We start from the raw sequence: 19317 nt of genomic DNA on the forward strand, positions 1-19317 counted from the left end.
GAACGCAAACATGCGGCGTCCCTCGCGGCGACCGCGGAGAGAACCCCAGAGCCTGGCGCGCAGGATGAACCGATGCAGATCAGCCCTTGACCAAGGCGATTAGAGAACCCTGTGGGATACGAAAAATAAAAAAACGCGTCGCAGAACACTAGCGATCTTGGGTCTTTGTCCATACGCTCTACTAACGGGCAATGCCTTGAGAAATCACGCTAGAGGGCAGAATGACATACCCAAGCTGGATTCTGGAGCGTTCGTTCGGAGGCCTCGGGGCCGCGGTTTCACCCACCAGCCGCGAGTCAGATGACAAATGGCCAAAAGGCCCGTCAGCGCCCATGTCTCTAGAGGCGTGCAGAGCAATGATGATGGCGTGTTCTGCCGCCGATGGCTTGGGACCTGCGCACATGGTTTTCCTCGTTGGGGGGGCGGGTAACGGGAAGTCCAAGCTAGCGGCTGAGGTGGTCAAGAACGTTCACGGGACGCGAAGAGGGGGAAGAAGTGCATTCGCCCAGCGATCCTACGAGTTTGGTTTGCCGAACGGGCGAGCTCTGCGAGTTCTCAACGATGCGACAATTCCCCCGGCCGATAAGAACCCGTTCGCGCTAAGGAGGGATGTAGCACAAGCGCTGCGCGGCAAAGAACATTTCCTTGGTTGTATCAATCGTGGCGTTCTCATCGGCGAACAATCTGAACGATCGACCCTCTCGGACAACCATGAGAAAGTGGCGTCGGATATTGTTGCTTGGCTTCTAAGTGGCCGCTTGCGCAGCAACGATGTCGACGAGCCCTGTCTGGTTTCAGCCGCCGACCACGGTGGAGGCAACTACCAGTTTGCTAAGGTCCGCGAGTCTGGCAAGGTCACTACGATCCTACACCTTGTGTACATGGACAGCGCTTCGCTCCTTGAGGAATGGCCAGAAGCGCCGCGTATGGAACGAACGGACGCCCCCTTGCCGCGGGTCGTTATGCGCATGACGCCGCTCACCGATGTGATGCGAGGTGGCGTGGCCACGGCTTTCGAAGCTTGCCTTGCCAAGCTTGCCAGCAACTTCCACGAGGAATTGCGCGCTGACGAACTCGATCCGATCGCGTTGAATGCACGCTCGCTTTCAGAAAAGACCGTGGCGCGTGGATGGTGCTCATTGATGCGTGGCGCCGAGATCCTATCCGGCACGCACTTCAGCTACCGCGAACTCTGGGCCCTTTCGGCACATTCGCTGGTCGGTCCGGCCAGCAGCGATACGATGTATCGTCTGAACCGGCACGTAGCGGAGAACCTTGAGAAGGTTCAGTCAAAGGAGATCGCTGACCGGGTTGCAGGCGCGGTTGCACTGGGGAACCTTCGATCGCACATGATGCTATTCGAAGCAGGGGCTTCTCGCTCGGGCGGCGAGTTCAGCACGTTTGACTGGCCTACGACCACAAGTGACGCAATCAAGGCCGTCCACTTTGCTGATCCCATTAAGCAATTCGGCCCCTCGAAGGGGCGTGAAAGCGCTAAAATCAATGATGCCTTGGATGGGTTGAAAGATGGAACCTTGCCAGGATCGGAACTGGCTTCGCAGGACAAAGCGGTGGAGGCTTACTGGGGCAAGCTAGATGCTCGGATCGAGGAAATCGTGCAGGAGGCGATTGACCCCGATAGGGAGACCGGCCTGACCCTCAAGAAGCGTAGCGAGTTGCTGTCTTGGTACGGACGATACCTTTATCGGCTCGTGGCCATGATACGCGGCTGGCCAGCCTACATTTCCGTTGTCTCGGCCTGGCAAGAGGCCTGGCTGGATGCCTGCTTGGATGGGCAGCTGGAACCATCTCTGGAAGACGCGATCCTTGAAATTGTTGCACCGGTATCCGAGGGCTCACACAAGGCCTTGTTCACATTCCTGCAACCTCGCGTTACCGAAGGTGAACCCAACGCGCCAAAGGTGCGCATCGAGATCCCTCGCAATGACATGAAGCTGACCGCCCGTGTTGAGGGTGATCGCGTAGACATCGAGATCAGGCTTCGATCACAGCGCGAGGATCATGCTTCAGCCATGACATCGCTTGATTTCCACCTAATGCGCGAGACCATTGCAGGGCTAGAAGGACACGGGTTCACCGACAGTCGCCTCATCATCGAGCCTCGTATCGAGCGACTGCGTGCAGCCATGGTTGCCGCGCAAATCCGTTCCGGTGGCGAAAGAAACAGATTCAATTTCTCGGACCGAAACTACTACGAGACGCGTTAAGGAGCTCAATAATGGCGAAGGATGTCTCGTTGCTAGGTCTTAACAGGCCAGAGTACCCGCCTTCGCGGGAGCTGTTTATGTCTGAATTGGCCTGGTCCGTCGAGCGCGCTGTTAATCAGCGGCAAGAAAAGAAGCCGGATTTCGCAGGGTATGCCTACGGCGAGTTGAGTTCTAGGGTCAAGGCAGGGTTTGAGTTTACGCGACCGAAGCTCGGTTCCGAGAAGTTCGAACAGCTTTGCAAGGTTCTGGTCAGCAAAAGGAAGGCGCGCGACCGTGACGGTGCCGCCAAGATCGTGTCGATACTTCTCGAAGAGTTGGAAGCCCCGTATTCGAGCAAGGCACTTAGGTCTGCCGCAACGCCACTAGGTGTTGAAACCGCACTGCTGCAAGACCTCCGCGGGATCACGGGCAAGAAGAACCCTGCCAACCTGGCTCTGAACCTCGAGAAGATGTACGCGCTGGGTGGTGGACAGAATTCCGTCGCCGCGGGCTGGTCAAGCGCGGTAATGTCGTCTTCGGCTGGTGGCATGCCTGAATGGATCCGAGACTTTTTTGCGGTAGTTGTTCCGGATCACCTTGAGAGCGTGGTTGAGACGGTGAAGCAGCATGGTCCTGCACACGTGGCCAACGATCTTCGCCAACCGCTCTGGCTGCCGCAAAATACCCCCTATGCCTGGTTCGCAGGCGCATGGGACAACCTTTGCCAAAGCGATTGGATCGACCAGATGCCGCGCCGGCGTTGGACCGACTGGGCATCGTGCGTGGCCCGAACGGCCTTGGCTTCTGGGTTCATGTTCGAGATGCACCTCTACCGACGGCTCTGCGCAGCGCTTGTCAGCGAGGATGACGCGGCTGATGCCGTTCGTGCCATGATGCACGACAGCAACCGACTCTTTGCATGGGACGATCTCATGCAGAAAAGCGCAGCTGACGTTGGTCCGATTATTCGCATGCTGGCCGATGCCGGTAGTGCGTGCATGAAACTCATTTCCGATCTCTCTTCCGGAGGCAAAGATGGAGTGCCCCCGATCGCCGAGTTCGACGAGGATGAGAACGGCCTGGCCTCATGGCTCCGTGCGGCAAGAAAGGCTTGCCAAAATAGGCCTGGGTTCGAGGAGGACGTCGGTGCTGCGCTTGCCGCGAAGAAGTCAGGGACCGCGAACAACACGTGGGAGACGATCCGGTATTCCTTGCTGTCTCGGTCTGGCGACGGTGAGCAAGACCTATACGCGTTGCTGAAGTCGAGAGGGCGTTACACTTGGGTGGAACCTGGCCAAGAGTGGCTGGTGACGATCAGCAGCTTGCAAGCCGCGGGGCCTGGTCAGCTATCACGGATGACCGACCTTGCCTCTGCACTTGCCGCGATCGGGATCAACGCATCCCAGAGAACGCTCGTCTCGCGCCTAGAAAACTATGGCCTCGCCCGTAGCAGTCACGACGCTGACGATGCACTCGAGATCATGCCGGGATTTTGACAATGAAAAGAAAACTACTGCCCGAGACAATCGCGGCTGCATGCGCGCAGAACCAAGGACTTGCAAAGATCATCCTCCCGCGTGGATTGCCCGCAGCTTTCAAGGCCGATCTCGACGCCGCGCTGGCCGATCTTGGCGGGACTCCAGTTCGCCTAGGCTCAGCGCCCGGCGAGCTCTCCCTAGGCGAGGCCATCGCCTACCGTACGCCTGAAGGTGGTGAAACCACTGCCACGATTTTGGTCATTGCCACCGAGGGTGAGGTCCGCGAGTTGAAATCGTTGGAGACCTTCCGGGACGTGCTGGTTGGTGGCCTGCCTGGTGGACTAGGGACTGACGAGCAGGCGATCTTGCAGGCCTCGTCCATTGCGAGCCAGATCGCCGAGATCCTGACGCAACGGTATGAAGTCCGGTCGACGGAAATGGCAAGATCCTTGGAGACAGTCTTTGGATACCTGGCCGAGGCGTACCGGGAAGCAGGAAATGGCGATAAGCGTTGGACGGAAGCATTCTGGCTGCATCTGGACATGCTCTGTGACGCTCTAGAGCTGGGTCTCCAAGCTTTCCCCCGCGACTTGCCAAACCGCGAGACCATGGTGGTTTTTGCCAGTGCAGGTCTGCCGCGACCGAAGTCTAAAGAAGGCTACGCGGCCAACCACAAGCCCTCGGATTACGCAAAGATCGTCCAACAGGGATGGAGCGAGATCGACGAAATCGAACTCTCGCTACTCGGGGTGCAGGAACTCGACGGGCAAGGCGAGGATCACCCCTTGGCCAAGCAGGACTGGTCCAGCTTCGCAGCGAGTAGGACATCGCTTGGCCATGGGCTGCTAGCGCTTGCGTTTCATGGCCATCAACGCGGCATCGAACGTTTGGACGCTTGGGCCGGGACATCAGAGGCCGCGTTTTTCGACCAGCCCAAGAAAGATGCGTTCACCTACCAGTTCTGGTCAATTGCCAAAGGTGAGCGCACGGAAATACCTCAGGTGGAGTGGCGCGGCGTCGACCATATCTTGCCACCCGCGGTTCCACTTCGTCGTGATGATGGATACGTCTTGCTCGGGCGCTACAAGCTGCGGCTCGAGGTCGAGCCGGGCGACAACCCCAAAGCAAAGATGCAATGTAAGCCCGCGAGCGCATGCGTCGTCTCAAACTGCACCTGTTACAACGTAGACGGAGCATTGGAGCTGGAGTTCGAGCTTCTTCGGAGGATCGGCAAGAAGGGCGGCACGTGGCGTGAGAAGCCCTTCACGCTCTCAGTGGGGCCACAGCGAACTACGTTGGACTCGAAATTCAGAGACACTCTTGAGCTAAAGCTCTGCGCGCCGAACCCTGTTATTCCAAGCGTGCTGGTCATCGAGAATGGGATCAAGGGCAAAGGCCAAGTGCCAAGCTTCTCGTCTGAGGTCTCTCTAGCAGTGGACGGGGATGGCCGGTTGGTCGAACCTGAAGGTGGTGCGCCAGACCGGGACTTGATCCTCTCAAAAGATGGCAGCATGTCGGCGCTGGTTGTGATCGGCGGCGTGGAAAACCCGGCATGGATCGACGGAGCAAAGCTTAAGCTGGCAGAGGGTGTGACGGCGGATTTCATCAAACAGTACGAGTTGACCGGCCAGCCTGCCGACCCTGCCGTGGACGTTGACGGCAGAACGGTTACTATCAGTATCCCGCTGGTCGAGAGCGGTCAGGTCAACCCATTTCTCGCCGCTTTCAGTGCGGAGCCCGTGATCGCGGCTAGCGAGGACTTGACCGCGGAGATGGAACTAGACCCGCGTGGTGATCTCGAAAGATGGTTTCGTGATCAGGCCATCTTGGCGGTACCTGATAGCCAATTCCGTGCATGCCTTGGCGCTTGCCTTGTGGAGGTTGGAAGAAGGCCCGCGGCGACGTCGCTCCATTGGGATGAAGGCCTCGGCGCATTCACGAACACCGATGGCGCGCGTTCGGTTACCTTCCCAGGGGAAGTCTCGACCTCTGCGGAGGTAGAATATTTTTGGGATGCTTTCCTCAGCCTTGGGCTTAGCAACGAGCCGGTGATTGGCCAGCAAGACGTGCGCGCCTTACCGAGTACGCTAGACCTGCGTTCCATCGGGCGCGAGAAGGTCGACGCATACCTCATGGCTTACAAGGCAATCCTTGAGCGGGCCGAGGGTGCGCGCGCAAGGTCGTGGGCTGCATATCCCTTCTCCGCCTTATTGTACGACTCGCAACAGGGGCAGGCGAAAGGGGTTTTGTTGTCGCCTTTACATCCGGTTCGCTTGGCCTGGGCTTGGAGCGTTCAGGCCGCCGCGATGGAAATCCACGACGACCCGGTTTTCGGCAAGGTTGCGCGATCCTTCCTGCGGTTCGTCGACGGCGAGATGTTCCCGGAGGTAGGGCCTTCGACGGACTCCGGTACGACCTGGGTGTCCACTGGGGTCGCTCCTGGGCCGCAGGAAATGTTCGTCGGCTGGAGCATGTTGTCCAACCTCCCGCTGGAGATGGTGAACCAGACGCAATCCTTGAAACTGCTTGGTCTGGATCTGCCGTTTGGAACCCCATCTGGCCTCGACCAAGGAGGCGTGTCCTCCGCTCTTCGAGATTACCTCCGGGTCTTTCCAGCTTCGCAGCACCTTCGCATTGGCCTTGCGGCACCGCGGGGCGGCAAGCGATTTGAGGAAACCGATGAAGCAATTATCGCTGCGTCGGTCAACCTGCTTAGCGACCGTGAAGGCCAGCTGCCCGGCGGGATTCGGATCGTGGATTCAAGCGAGAGAAAAGGCATGGCGCCGAGCTCAAGCCGAGTTCTTGCTCGGCTTCAGGACATTGGAGACACCCGTGAAGGTGGGAGTCTGCCGCCATTCGAATGGACGACCGAAGATGCCCGGTCTCTCGACCAGCACCACGTCGATCTGCAGTTCGTCGAGGACAGCGTCGTTACCGTGCGCACGGATGTTGCCAAGGATAAGTCGGAGGCCAACTGTACCGCCGGCCCAAGGCTGCCAGTGAACCGGTTTCGATCTTGGCAACTGGCTCGCGCGCGCGACAGCGTGTCGAGCTTTGGACTCGGGCTTGAGGGGGCCTCCTTTTCTGGGCTTGCCAGATTCTCAACCGTGCTTGCCAAGCTCGAGGCCCTTCAGTTGGAGGGAAACGCATGCCGTATGGAAGCGCGCCTACAGCTAGGAGACCGAATGCTCGGCGAGAATGCCAAGTGGACGATCACGGGCAACAGAAACCTAAGCCCAGCGGTTTTGTCCGCGCAGCTTCGCGAGTCTCGAGCTGACGTTGCGCTTTGGGAATGGCGGCCAGCGTTCCTATCACGGCAACGTCAGAAATCCGCGATCTCGGCCATTTCATCCACACATCCGTACACGGTTCTGGCCAGGCCTTCGAAAACCCTCACAACCGACATCAAGCACGTTCTTGCCGATTGTGGCGTTCCCAGTGGAGAGAAGGAGGTGACTGAAGTCATCACCAGTCTAGGCATGCGGGGGGTGGGCCTTTCGTCGCTATTGACGATGGGGCATACACAGAGCCTTGGCGCGATCGGTTTCAACCTAGCATTTAGAGGGCTAGGCAACTGGGAAAGTGCCGCGGCGCCAAGCGAGATCCGGTGCGTAGTTCCAATGGATTCAGTCTATCCGTTGCTGGACCTTCTGGGCGAGGGCGCCCGGACACCTGATGATCAACGGCGCGCGGACTTGCTGTTGCTTAGTGCAACGGCAGACGATGCGGGCAACAGCACGGTTCGGATGCACCCCGTTGAGGTGAAGATGCGAACCCAGCACAACACGCGGTTTCCAGCCAAGGAAAGGCTCGTGGATCCGCTCGAGCAACTCGATAGCACGTTCAAGGTCATAGACCAACTTGCCAAGAACCTCTCCGCAACAGGCAACCGGGTTTTGCCCTGGACCGCCTTCACGAGCTTCCTTGAGGCCGCGTTCTCCTTGCGGCCGGCGGGGGCGAACAGTAACCCGGCGCTAGAAGCACGCATCCTCAGTTCGGTCGCTACTTCGAGTTCGCGGATCGTCCCAGAGAAAGGGACCATCCTTTGGTTTCAGGTCGGAGGACGCACACAGGAAGATGAGCCGTTTGATCATTTTTTTGCCGAAGGCAGCAATCCGGGTGGGGTTCTCATCGACCCGGTAGCCTTCGACATCCCGAGCGTTGATGGCCACTTGCAGGCTGCAATTACCGAGGTGATCGACGGCAATCTTGAGCGTACTGCGATCTCAAATACTTCGGGGTCGGAAATCGCACAGGGGCAGGAGGGTCCTGCTCCCGTTTCTAGTACGAACGGCACTCAGCAGGCAGTGTCTTCGGAAGAACCAGCTCTTGCGGTGGGAGCGGACAAATCAGCAGTGCAGCCGCTGCAGTCGGAATCGTCCGACGTGGAGATGCCCCCAGCTAGCGAGGATAAACTGCCCGCGGACGTCCCTGTGGCCGGGCAGACCGAGCTCTCTGCATCCCTTCCTCCGGGCGATGCGGGCGTTTCAACTGACAAGGGCATCGAGGTTCTGGTTGGGCATTACATGCATGGCAGTACGCAACGCCCGATCCGCATCAAGCTTAGCGAGACATCTCTAAGCCAGATGAACATCGGCGTTGTAGGCGACCTCGGTACTGGTAAGACCCAGTTCTTGAAGTCTTTGGTATATCAGGTTGCGAACTCTGCACACTCCAACCGAGGGACGGCACCGAAGGTATTCATTTTCGACTACAAGCGGGACTACTCCGAGAAGGAGTTCCCGGTTTCTCTTGGCGCGCAGGTTTTGGACCCTGCCAAAGCACCCTTGCCAATCAACTTTTTCGCGATCGATGTCGAACGATTGGAAGGCAGCATCCAGATGGAGCGCGTTCGACGCGCGAATTTCTTCAGCGACCTACTTCGCCGGATTTCGAACATAGGTGTGGTCCAGCGAAACGACCTGTACGGTTGCGTCATCGCGGCCTATAGCACGGCACCGGAAGGGTGCTTTCCGACGATCAATGACGTCTACGAGGCCTATCAGGAGCTCGGCAAGAACGACAGCGTGATCTCCGTCCTGCGGATGCTGGTGGACTTGATGATTTTCGAAAGAGACTCGTCGAAGACGCGTTCTTTCGTCGAGATATTCGACCGTAACACGGTGCTAAACCTCTCGGGAATTTCCGGAGCGGGCCAGGACATCGTGGACATCGTCGCGACGATGTTCCTCGACAATCTCTACACGGACTACATGAAGACGCGCGAGAAAAAGCCATTTATCACCGGCGAGGACGGCAAGAGCCGTCGCTTCGTGGATTCCTTTGTGCTTATCGACGAGGCGCACCATGCTATGGGCCGCGACTTCGACGTGCTTATGAAGCTGATGCTCGAGGGACGGGAGTTCGGCATGGGCGTGATCCTTTCTTCGCAGTACCTCTCGCACTTCAACACAAGGGGCTACGACTGGGCAGAGGCACTATCGACTTGGGTCGTTCACAACGTGCGAAATGCCACTGCCAAGCAGTTCGAGGGGATCGGATTCCGCAAGAACACTGGGGAAATGGTGTCTGAGGTGACAAAGCTTCCGACTCACTGGGCCTACTACCGCTGTATGAACAACCACAACGAGGGCGTCTTGATGAAGGGCCAGCCCTACTTCTCGCTCGAAAAGTAACGCAGGCCCAAGGCTGCGCTGGGCGTAGCTTCGCTATTAATGATCGTCGTTGATCTGGCCGAGGATCCCGCGGAGGTGTACGCCCAGTGCTTTTGCCAAAAGCGGTGGAACCGCATTGCCCACCTGAGTGTACTGCGGGACCTCGAAGCGTCGCCTGTGCGAGCCCGTTGTTTCTTTGGCTCGGAACTCAAAGGAATCTGGGAAGGACTGGAAGCGTGCGAGCTCACGTACGGTGGGGACGCGGGGCTCTACCGGGTGTACGAAATCATCCGGTAGACTCACAACAGTTGGCGACGGTTCATGGAGGCGAAGCGCCCTCTGGCTGTGTTTCTTGGTCGCCAGTTCAAAGACATGTTGGATATAAGCATCGACGTCTTCTGGGAAAGCACCGCGATCGTTGACATCCGCTCCACGATAGGTCTCGCGGATGGCCCTTATGCGCGCATCACGCGACAGCTCATGGCGATAGGGAAGACCCAGAACCAGCTTGTTGATGCCTCGTTCAGCGGCGATTTGGTAAAAGCCAAAACGTTGTTTGACCTTCTCAGAGTGACGCCGCTTGTTATGATTGGTTAGGTTATTGGTGTTCTTGCGGGTGACATGTTGTTCCAGTTCGGCTAGCAGTTCTCGGTATTCGATGGCCTCCTCAACTGGCGCATCGCCGAGCAGGTCATACAGCGCATCCCGGACGACGCGCTCAAGTCGAATTTCTGCAGCTTTGCCCAGCCGTTCCAGTTCTGCTTTGGTGAAATGGGTTCGCCTTGGCGCTAACTGCGGCCGTTTCCCTTCCGTGGGAACCAACGCGCCGTCATCATCGGCGGAACTCCACAGTGCGCTCGAGGCCGTGATACTAAGTTTGTCGGCGATCTTCCGAGTGATCCCAACCAGAAATAAGCGTGGCCGGTTTTGCGGCACTCCGAAATGGCGGGCGTTCAGCAACAGAGCTTGTACTATGTATCCCTCCCCGGTCTGGCGAAGGGCTTCGCTTAGCTCTCTGAAAGGCGAGGGTTTGCCGTGCTTGGCAAAATTGCTCTTCATGCCGGAGACATTCTCGATGATGACCGCCTTGGGCTTCACCGTCTTGACAAACTCTAAAAACTCCCAGGGCAACTTGTTCCGCGCGTCGTCCGGGTCGCGGCGACCGGCCATCGAGAACCCTTGACACGGCGGACCACCCGCCACAAGGTCGATGCCCTCGACCGCCATGCCCTCGACTATGTCAGCGCGTTCCAAGAGATTTCCGAGTTCGCTTACCACGAGGCCGCGCTGCACTTGCCTAGTAAGATCCGCCTCAACGTGGTCGCGCTTCCAGACATCGATGTCATCTATAGGGGCTATAAGATTGTGATGGTATGTCTCGGCCGGCATCTCGGACTTCTCTACGGCCAGCCGTTTTTTGAATCCTGCGGCACGTAGGCCAAGAGACAGGCCGCCGCAGCCAGCGAAAAGATCGACATATTTGAATGTCTTGGTCATCTTGAATCCCGGACCCCGGCCATTTCACCAGCCCGAGCGGCTACCGGTGGCCTGGTCTATTCGACCTAGCCAGGCCCGTCAACTTCCACTCACCGGCTCTGGTTTCAGCTGGATGAGTATCGGGGGTCAGAGCAACTGCAGGCAAGTTTTTTGACGTTAATGCAACGGCCCACGGCATGGAGTTGAACCCGACCAAAGTCGCTGCCTCACTCACGCATCCTTCATGCGGTCTGATGCACCCTTCGTGCGGCTTCGTGCGGCCTCCACAGCAAGACACCCCGCACGCCGGGTGAAAACCCGGACACCCGCAAGGGGGCAACCGGGCGTCGGTCTGCAACGTCGGTCTCACGACGGGCCTCCGTCGCCCTGCGCTCCGCGCAACGCGTCACCCGCCGCGATGATCGCCTCGATCTCTTCTTGTGGCAGGAGGCCTCTCTTGATGAGGGCCTGGGCCAGAGCCTTGATGGTATCGCCACGGTCCGAGAGAAGCGACCTCGCGGTGGCCTCGGCCGTTTGCAGATGCGCCTCGACGCGGGCGCGCAGGTCCCGGTCGAGGCGGAGATCGGCGGTGCCGGTCTCCGGGGGGCCGCGCCAGAGGAGGCTTGCGCCCATCCCGTAGCTGGTTTCAAGAGCGACCGCGATGTCGGTGGCGCGTGCAAGATCGCTGTCGGGCGCGCCGCCGCTGCCCGAGGAGATGTCTCCGAAGAGCAGCTGCTCGGCCATGCGCCCGGCCATCAACATCACGAGCTTGCGCTCGAAGCTGGCGCGTGTCGCAAAGGCGGGCAGGGGTGTGGTGAGCGTGACGCCCCCTTCGCCCGTGATCGCGATCCGTTCGGGGATGCCGATCCCCGTGACGGCGGCGGCGATGGCGTGACCTGCCTCATGCGCTGCGACCCGGCGGAGATCCTCGCCCGAGATCCGGGGGTGCAGCCGCTCGAGCGCGTCCTCGAGATGCGACAGGGCGAGGGGATCGCCAGCGCGCCGGGCGGCGGCGCGGGCGTCTCGGACCAGCCGCGCGATGTCGGCTCCGGACAGTCCGAGGGCGCGGCGCGCGAGCGGGGCGAGGTCCGCTTGCGCGAGATCGGGATGCAGATGCCAGCGGAAGGCTGCCGGCAACAGGTCGGGATCAGGGGGGGCGAGGACGAGCCGGGTGTCGAACCGCCCCGGCCGGAGAAGGGCTGCGTCGATCTTGTGAGGGTAGTTGGTGGCGGCGATGCTCAGAACGCCCTCCCGCGCATGAAATCCGTCGAGGCAGTCCAAAAGGCCCGCGACGATCATGTCGGTCCAGCTGGAGTTGTGATCCTGCGGGCGCGCGCGGTCGCCGACAGCGTCGAGTTCGTCGATGAAGATGATCGCGGGCGCGCCTGCGGCGGCCCTCGCAAAGACCGCCCGCATCTCGCGCAGGATGTCGCTGGAGCGCGCGCCCGAAGCCTGCATACCGGCCAGCGAGGTGGCGTGGAAGCCGATCCCCGCGGCGCGCGCGAGCAGGCGGGCAAGCTCGGTCTTTCCGGTGCCGGGCGGGCCGGTGAGAAGGAAGCCGCGTGTCACGTCCTTCCACGGGATGCGGCCGGCGCGCCAGTCGCGCAGATCGCCCAGCAGCCGATCCACGGCCTCCCTGACGGGCGGCGGCAGGGGGAACTGGTCGAGGCCCGGACCGTCGTCCTGCGCCCGTTGGGGCGGATTGGGGAGGGTTAGCCGCGCGGCGATGGCAGACGCATCGGAGGCCCGCAGCGCAAGGATGACCTGTTCGGTCGTGAGGGCGGCGGCGTCCTCCTGCTTGGGCAGGGTGCGTTCATCGACGGGGCTGCAATCGGGGCGCAGGGTGGTGATGCCCCAGGCGAGCATGTGCGGATCAAGGGGGGCGAGGGGGATGATGACCGGATCGAGAGCCTCGATTGCCGGGGTGATCTCGCTGCGCGCGCCTGCGACAAGGAGGATCGGGCAGCGGGTGGCGAGTGCCTTTGCGAGGGTGTCGTTCAGCTGCCCGAAGGGGGGCGTGCCGCTCCGGCTCGAGCCGGGCACGGCATCGCCCATTTCGAGCACAAGCGGGGTTGTGCTGGATCCCGAGGGGGCCGCGGTCTCGAGGATATGGTTGATGATGCTGCGCGCAGCCCGCCCCAGCGCGGGATCGCCGGTGACGATCACGGTCAGGGCGCCGGGCGCCCCAAGCTGCGCGGCGATGGCGTCGATCGAGCCTAAGGTGGCGACGAGGCGCGTGGCGGCGAGCAGCGGTACGGTCCGCGGACGGAGACCCTCGCGCGACAAGGGGGGCTGCGCGGCGGCGGCCGGAGGGTGGCTGGGTGACGGGCCGAGATCGATCGCCCAATCGAGGATGTCGTCGGGATCCTCGGATCCGAGATCCTCCGCAATCTCGTCCTGCCGGACCGCATCCACGGCATGGCCCGCGGCGGACGGGAGGCCAGGTGCGCCCGCGGCGCTTTCATCAAAGATCCAGACCCGGTGGCGCGAGCGCGCCAGGAGGTGGAGCAGCTCTTCGAGCGACGGTGCCCAGGCCGGGACGTCTCCGCTGACGCCGGGCCGGGCACCTGAAGCGACCTGCGGTCGGACAGTATCCTTGGAAGGGTTCGAGTGGGGAGGCATGGTCGGGTCTCCGGATCGGGGCGCGGCACCCGTGGCAGCCGGGTGCTGGGGGCTGGGGAAGGCGCGCGGTGACAGGGGTCGGATCAGGGCAAGGGGCAGGAGAGGGCAGAGGACGGCGGAGGCGACGCGCGCGGCGGGGCCTGGTGCCCGAAGCCCCGAGCCAGAGGGGCGGCGGGCCTGACAGGCGGCCAGCACGCCCGCGGCCGTGTCATCCCGCGGCGAGCTCCGCCGCCCAGGCGCCCGGGGCCGGTGCCCGCCCGGTCGCCTCGATCTCGGCGATGGCGGCATCGAAGCTCGCGCGCGGGCGGCGACGCAGGTGGGCTATCGCGGAGTGAGGAATATGATGCGTCCGGGCGTTGTCGGCGGTGTAGTAGACGACCGACTCGCGCAGGATGACGATGGCAAGGAGATCGAACTCGTCATCGCCGTACCGCTGAAGGCCCCGCGGACTGCCGCGATAGCCCTTCCGGGGCTCGACCCTGTAGCCATGGTCGGAGGGCATCGTCACGGTCTTGACCTGCACACGGACAAGACCCTGAGGGCGGAGCAGCAGCCTGTCGAAGCTGAAGAACTCGCCGACCTGCAGCGACAGCTCGCCGAAGCAGAGCATCTGGCAGTCGAACAGCGCCTCACCGGCCGCGCCAAGCTGCTTTGCGAAGTGGCAGACGGTGCTGGCCGAGACATCGGGCCAATCCCGGAGGTCGGACCGGTCAGGGGTCTCGTCATCGGCGAGGGGCAGAACGAGGCCGGGAAGCTTGAGCTGGTTGGTCATCGGGGGATCCTTTCGGAGAAGCAGGGCCGCGACCCGTCCCCGGCTGCAAGCCGCAGCGCGCGTCTGATCGAGGCGGGCGCGCCCTCGGCGGTGGGCCGTGGGGCGCAGCTGTGTCGGAATGAAGGGCTGGTGCCGATCCGTGGCCGCACCGGGAGGCGACGCCGGATCGGACCGGGGTCTGGTCGTGACCGCGGGCGCGGATCAGAACATCGGCAACAGATCGCAGTCTGCGTCGATCCGGGCAGGTCCGGCGGCCGCGGTCTTCACCTCTTCGGCCATCAGATACTGCTCGATGCTGTCGAGCCCCCTCAGGACGAGCCGGTTCACCGTCCCGTCGACACCGTCAATGCCAAGCGCGAAGATCCGCTCGGGCAGCTCCAGGACGGCGAAGCGCAGGGCGGCGATCTCCTCGGCATCGGTCGAGAGCATCACGCGCCGGAACAGGCGCAGCACAGGCAGCAGATGCGCATCGCCCGGCGCGACATGCGCGAGATCGAGAACGGCGCCGATGCTGTCGAGCACATGGTCGCGCGCGCGGCGTGCCTCGACGAACCAGGCGTCGACGGCCGGATCATGGCCGGTGTTGTCGGCGAGATCGACCTCGGCGACGACGAGATCCTGCGCGGCGGCAAGGACCCGGCCGAAGCCGATCATGACGGGGGAGGGCGAAGGATGCGCGGGGAAGCTTTCGGTGCCGCCCGGAGGCATGATACGGGTGGGGGTAGCCATGTTGGGTCTCCTATCAAGACTTGGCGTGGTCAGGGCGGGGTGGTGTTGGTAGCACCGCCTCGTCCGCATATACAATATATAGACAAAAAGCATATTGTCAATAGCGTCTCGCAGCTCTATATGCGATTTATGGCACGTACACCGGCATATCCCGTCAAGAAGCTGATCGCGTTGAGCGAAGAGCAGGCCGCGCAGATCGCGGACTTTCGTTTCGAGGCGCGGATCAACTCCGAGTCCGACGCGATGCGGAGGCTGATCGAACTTGGCCTCGAGGCAGCCAGGCAGCAGAAGGATGGCGGCTGACCGGTGTCGCGCCGCCGCTCGACCTGCCTCGCGCCAGAGCGCGGCCCATTGACGGGCTGACCTTGATCCATCAGCCTCGGTCGTGGGGCGTGTCATCCGGAACGCCCCTTTGCCCAGACCTCGCCCCGAGGCCATGCCGAAGGTCCGGCCGCGCTGATCAGGTGCTCGCCTGCCTCGCGCCGCCCGTCGCGGTTCCACAACGAAAGGAGTGCCTTGTCTGACACAGACCCTCGTCATCCCCGACCTGCACGCCGACCCCGAGCGGCTTGAGGCAAGCCTACGCGCGGCCCCTTCAGGCGCCCGCATCGCCTTTCTGGGCGATTTCATCGACGCGGGCCGTACGGTCGCGCGGCCCGATGATGTGGCGGTGCTGGACCGGGTCATGGCGCTGATGGACACGGGCGCGGCGGTCGGCGTGATGGGAAACCACGAACTCAACGCGCTGCTCTTCCACCGGCAGGATGCCGAGGGCATGCCGCTCCGCCCACGCGATGCGAAGAACAGGGCCCAGCACCGGAGTTTCTGCGCAAGCTTCGGGATCGGCACGCCCGAGGCGCTGGACCGCACTGCATGGTTCCTGACCCTCCCGCTGTGGCTGGATCTCGACGGGTTGAGGCTTGTCCACGCCTGCTGGGATCCGGGTGCGATCGCCACGATCGCCGCCCGCCGCCCCGATGGCCGTCTTCTGGAAGACGATCTGGAGGAGGTCGCGGCCAAGCAGACCGCGTTTGCTCGGGCGGTCGATCTGCTCCTGTCCGGGCCGGAAATCCCCTTGCCGCCCGGGGTCGGGTTCCACGATGCCGCCGGGCACTATCGCGACCGGGTGCGCATCGCCTGGTGGCGCGCCGACGCCCGCACATGGCGCGAGGCGGCCCTGTCGGTGCCCGAACCGGAGCTGCTGCCCGAGGCGGAGATCGATCAGGAGCGCGGCGTGGCCTTTTACGGATCGGACGAGCCGCCCGTGCTGGTCGGGCATTACAAGATGCAGGGTCCTCCCCGGCTCGAAGGACCGACGGCGGCCTGCCTCGACTACCCCGGGACGCCATGCGTCTACCGTTGGATGGGAGAGCGCAGGCTCCGGCCCGATGGGCTGGAGGGTGTGGGAGGATCGTGATGCCTATGTCGGGGCAGGGGGCGACGCGAGGCGGCCCTCAACTGCCGTTCGCCATTTCGCGATTAGCCGTAAGCGCGACGCCGTCGCCCTCCTGCCGCGGGAGATCTGATCGGGTCATTCTCCTCGCAAATTTGCGTTGGAGGTTTGGGCTTGGGACGAGACGGAGAAATGGGCGTCCATTTTGACAGCTCGAGAGGCGGCGGGGTTTCACGGCTGGAGGTGATCGAGGGGCCAAGCGGGCGCCGACGGCGCGCGAAGGGGGAGCGGTCGCGGATCGCGGCGGAGAGCCTGGTGCCGGGGGCTTCCGTGACGGATGTCGCGCGGCGACACGGGACGACGCGCTGGCAGGTTTATGACTGGCGGAAGAAGCTGAGAGACGGGCGTCTGGTTGTACCCGATAGCGTGGCAGCGCTGCCGATGTTCGCCGAGTTGGTCGTCGAGGGTGCCGCAGCGGAGATGCCGGCAGAGACGGCGGTCAACACCAGCGTCGAGATCGTTGTGAGTGATGTCGTGATCCGTGTCGGCCTAGATACCGATGAGGTTCTGCTGACTCGGGCGATCCGGGCGGCGCGGGCGGCAACATCGTGATGCTCGGTCAGGGTGGGCCGGTGAAGGTCTATGTGGCGACGCGGCCGGTGGACTTCCGCAAGGGGATCGACGGGCTGGCGCTGGCTGTGCAGGAGATGTTCGGGCTCGACCCGTTCTGCGGAGCTGTCTTTGTGTTCCGCTCGAAGCGGGCGGACAGGATCAAGCTCTTGGTCTGGGACCAGACCGGGATGGTGCTGGTTCACAAGCGGCGCGAGGGGGCCGCGTTTGTCTGGCCGCAGGTGCGGGACGGGGTGATGCGGATGGCCGCCACCCTCAGTGCGATCGCGACCGGCCACATGCAGAGCAAGGTCGAAGAATTGCTGCCCTGGAACTATCCCGGCAAGGTGTGATCGGAACACCGATTACACTTCAGCGACCTGTTAAGGGCAAGAATGACTGGAAAATGCGCCGTGTCTCGGATTCAACGGCAACGCGACAGTTGTTCGTCATGGCGCGTTACCACTAGCACACTGTTGTGCCCTCCAAAGGCATATGACGCTGACATTGCGGTCTGGATTGTATAGGGCTCGGCAATGATCGGCGAACGGAACTTGGAGCCTTCGATCTGATCCTGCAGCCCGACATTGGGCGGCACAAAGCTGTGTTCCATCCCGGCAAGGGTAGCCGCCAATTCAATCGCACCGGAGGCCCCAAGGAGATGCCCATGCATTCCTTTGGTTGAGGTAACAGGTATATTGGTTAAGGCCCTGCTGAAGACCTGGTCCAGTGCGGCAGCCTCAGTCGGATCGTTCAGGTCGGTCCCGGTGCCGTGGGCGTTGATATAGTCAATTTCACACGGTGCAATGTCGGCATGGATCAGGGCAGTCCGGAGGGCTTTCTCTATGCCGGCTTGATAAGGTGTGGTCATGGACTGAGCATCCGATGATTGACCCCATCCCGTGATTTCTGCATAGATCCGGCGTTCTTGGGCTTGGGCCCTCTCGAGGTCTTCAAGCACGAAGACGACACCACCTTCCCCGAGGACGAGGCCCGAGCGGGATGTGCAAAACGGTCTGCAGGTATCCTGTGACAGCACCCGCATCGCGTTCCAGGCACTGACATTGCCGTGGGTGAAGTTCGATTCCACCGCCCCCGCCATGGCTGTGTCGATTACACCGTGCTGGATCATGGTGGCCGCGTTGATGATCGCCTGATTTGCCGAGTTACAGGCACTGGCTACCGCATAGCTGATCCCTGAAATCCCTAGATCGATGCTGACCGCACTGACCGGGGCATTCGGCATGCTTTTGGCCACCGCCATTGGTGACATCCGACCGTTGCCACAGAAATAGCGTTGGTAGTTCTCCTCGACGGTATCAATGCTGGTGGTGGACGAGCCGAGGATCAGGGCCTCAATGCCGTCGCCCGTTACACCCGCGTTCTGGGCCGCTTGCCGAGCGGCATAGATCGCAAAATGGCTCGACCGATCCCATGAATTGGCTTTGACGCCTGGGACGTCCACTCTCGGGTCAAACTCTTCCACCATCGCAGCAGGAAGCGTAAGGTCGGCCATGTTCTCTTGCGAGAATAGAGTAGGCTGGATGGCAGATCGCCCCGATGCCAGAGCCTCACAGAAGGCGTTCCAGTCTTTGCCGAGAGGGGTAACCAGACCGATCCCGGTGATCGCAACTCGTCGCATCTAGCTGTTGATCTGGTTCAATGCGTAATCGACCACCTCACCAAGGGTGTTCTTGCCCGCCAGGCCCGAGATGCTGATCTCGGCCCCATGGGTCTCTTCGAGCCGGAAGACGATTTCCATCAGATCGATCGAATCCAACCCCAACTCTTCGAGCTGGGTGGCTTCAGCAAAGGTCGCGTTTGGGTCCGTCGAGTGTAGCTTTACCAATTCGGCGATTTCCGCGAACAACGTCTCTCGATCAAGGCTCATTGCAGCACCCTGCCTTCGTTAAGCTGCACCGTCGGGTTCTGACTGTGATCTGCTGCGTCTTTCAGGCGTTTGGTTCCGTGAAGATAGCTGATCCGCATCGTATCCGAGCCCTTCTTCACACGCAGGTATCGCCCCATATTATCCGCAAATACCGTAGACTTCAGGTCCTCGCCGATCCGCAAAGCATCCCCGAACGGGGCGACATAGTCGAGGATCCAGCCTCGATCCCCACTGTTCCAATCCTTGGGGTGCAGGCTACGCACATTGCGGACATAGGCGTCCTCCACCTCTTTGGACATCCAGGCCCATGTCACGAGCCCTACAGGCTTCCTGCCCCGGTGGTAGAGCTTGAATTGCTTATGCATGATGGCAGGCATCAGCCATTGATGGATCGCACACATGGGCCATTTCCGGTGCAACTCGGACATGGAGTAAAGCCAGACCATCTCGCCAAGCATCGCGGTGGCAGAAGGTGCAAATGTGCTTGCACCTTCATTGGGTTTTTCATCCGCCATGGTGCTCCCC

The 19317-nt window shown here is 61.6% G+C and carries 14 protein-coding genes; 7 read left to right on the forward strand and 7 right to left on the reverse strand.

The window, feature by feature from the left end; all coding sequences use genetic code 11:
* Positions 1-401 precede the first annotated feature (401 nt).
* The 3 genes from QQK83_RS04595 to QQK83_RS04605 are packed head-to-tail and all read left to right on the forward strand — an operon-like array spanning position 402 to position 9321.
* Positions 402-2228, forward strand: coding sequence for a hypothetical protein (locus QQK83_RS04595; RefSeq protein WP_284262126.1), 1827 nt, complete (start codon positions 402-404; stop codon positions 2226-2228).
* Positions 2229-2239: 11 nt separating this feature from the next.
* Entirely contained in the window at positions 2240-3703 is a 1464-nt protein-coding gene (locus QQK83_RS04600; RefSeq protein WP_284262128.1) for a hypothetical protein, read from the forward strand.
* 2 nt (positions 3704-3705) lie between these two features.
* On the forward strand, positions 3706-9321 hold the full coding sequence (locus tag QQK83_RS04605) for an ATP-binding protein (RefSeq protein WP_284262130.1): 5616 nt from the start codon (positions 3706-3708) through the stop codon (positions 9319-9321).
* A gap of 36 nt (positions 9322-9357) precedes the next feature.
* Here QQK83_RS04605 and QQK83_RS04610 read toward each other — a convergent pair whose 3' ends face one another.
* The 4 genes from QQK83_RS04610 to QQK83_RS04625 form a co-directional block, all read right to left on the reverse strand.
* Entirely contained in the window at positions 9358-10797 is a 1440-nt protein-coding gene (locus tag QQK83_RS04610) for a DNA cytosine methyltransferase (RefSeq protein WP_284262133.1), read from the reverse strand.
* Positions 10798-11142: 345 nt separating this feature from the next.
* A complete protein-coding gene (locus tag QQK83_RS04615; RefSeq protein ID WP_284262136.1) occupies positions 11143-13191 on the reverse strand; it encodes an AAA family ATPase in 2049 nt (682 codons plus the stop codon).
* Between the two features lie 415 nt (positions 13192-13606).
* Positions 13607-14170, reverse strand: a complete 564-nt coding sequence (locus QQK83_RS04620) for a PDDEXK-like family protein (protein WP_284262138.1) — start codon at positions 14168-14170, stop codon at positions 13607-13609.
* Positions 14171-14371: 201 nt separating this feature from the next.
* The gene (locus QQK83_RS04625; protein ID WP_284262141.1) at positions 14372-14899 is read right to left on the reverse strand and encodes a hypothetical protein; all 528 of its coding nucleotides are present in this window, start codon (positions 14897-14899) and stop codon (positions 14372-14374) included.
* A gap of 129 nt (positions 14900-15028) precedes the next feature.
* On the opposite strand from QQK83_RS04625, the gene QQK83_RS04630 reads away from it, so the two are divergent.
* The 4 genes from QQK83_RS04630 (at position 15029) to tnpB (ending at position 17254) form a co-directional block, all read left to right on the forward strand.
* Complete coding sequence (locus tag QQK83_RS04630; RefSeq protein WP_284262143.1) at positions 15029-15202, forward strand: hypothetical protein; 174 nt, start codon at positions 15029-15031, stop codon at positions 15200-15202.
* Positions 15203-15410: 208 nt separating this feature from the next.
* Entirely contained in the window at positions 15411-16316 is a 906-nt protein-coding gene (locus tag QQK83_RS04635) for a metallophosphoesterase (RefSeq protein WP_284262145.1), read from the forward strand.
* 219 nt (positions 16317-16535) lie between these two features.
* Positions 16536-16904 carry a transposase gene (locus QQK83_RS04640; RefSeq protein ID WP_284262146.1) on the forward strand — a complete coding sequence of 123 codons (369 nt, stop codon included), beginning with the start codon at positions 16536-16538 and terminating at the stop codon, positions 16902-16904.
* Positions 16904-17254, forward strand: coding sequence for an IS66 family insertion sequence element accessory protein TnpB (tnpB, locus tag QQK83_RS04645; RefSeq protein WP_284262162.1), 351 nt, complete (start codon positions 16904-16906; stop codon positions 17252-17254). Before QQK83_RS04640 ends, tnpB begins: the two co-directional genes overlap by 1 nt.
* 71 nt (positions 17255-17325) lie before the next feature.
* On the opposite strand, the gene QQK83_RS04650 is transcribed toward tnpB, so the two are convergent.
* The 3 genes from QQK83_RS04650 to QQK83_RS04660 are packed head-to-tail and all read right to left on the reverse strand — an operon-like array spanning position 17326 to position 19307.
* Complete coding sequence (locus QQK83_RS04650) at positions 17326-18543, reverse strand: beta-ketoacyl-[acyl-carrier-protein] synthase family protein (RefSeq protein ID WP_284262148.1); 1218 nt, start codon at positions 18541-18543, stop codon at positions 17326-17328.
* Positions 18544-18792 (reverse strand): phosphopantetheine-binding protein, encoded by a 249-nt coding sequence (locus QQK83_RS04655; RefSeq protein WP_284262150.1) that lies wholly within the window; start codon positions 18790-18792, stop codon positions 18544-18546.
* Positions 18789-19307, reverse strand: a complete 519-nt coding sequence (locus tag QQK83_RS04660; protein ID WP_284262152.1) for a toxin-activating lysine-acyltransferase — start codon at positions 19305-19307, stop codon at positions 18789-18791. Before QQK83_RS04660 ends, QQK83_RS04655 begins: the two co-directional genes overlap by 4 nt.
* Between the last annotated feature and the right edge of the window lie 10 nt (positions 19308-19317).

The sequence above is a fragment of the Roseicyclus amphidinii genome (assembly GCF_030163755.1).
In the GTDB taxonomy this organism is placed as follows: domain Bacteria; phylum Pseudomonadota; class Alphaproteobacteria; order Rhodobacterales; family Rhodobacteraceae; genus Roseicyclus; species Roseicyclus amphidinii.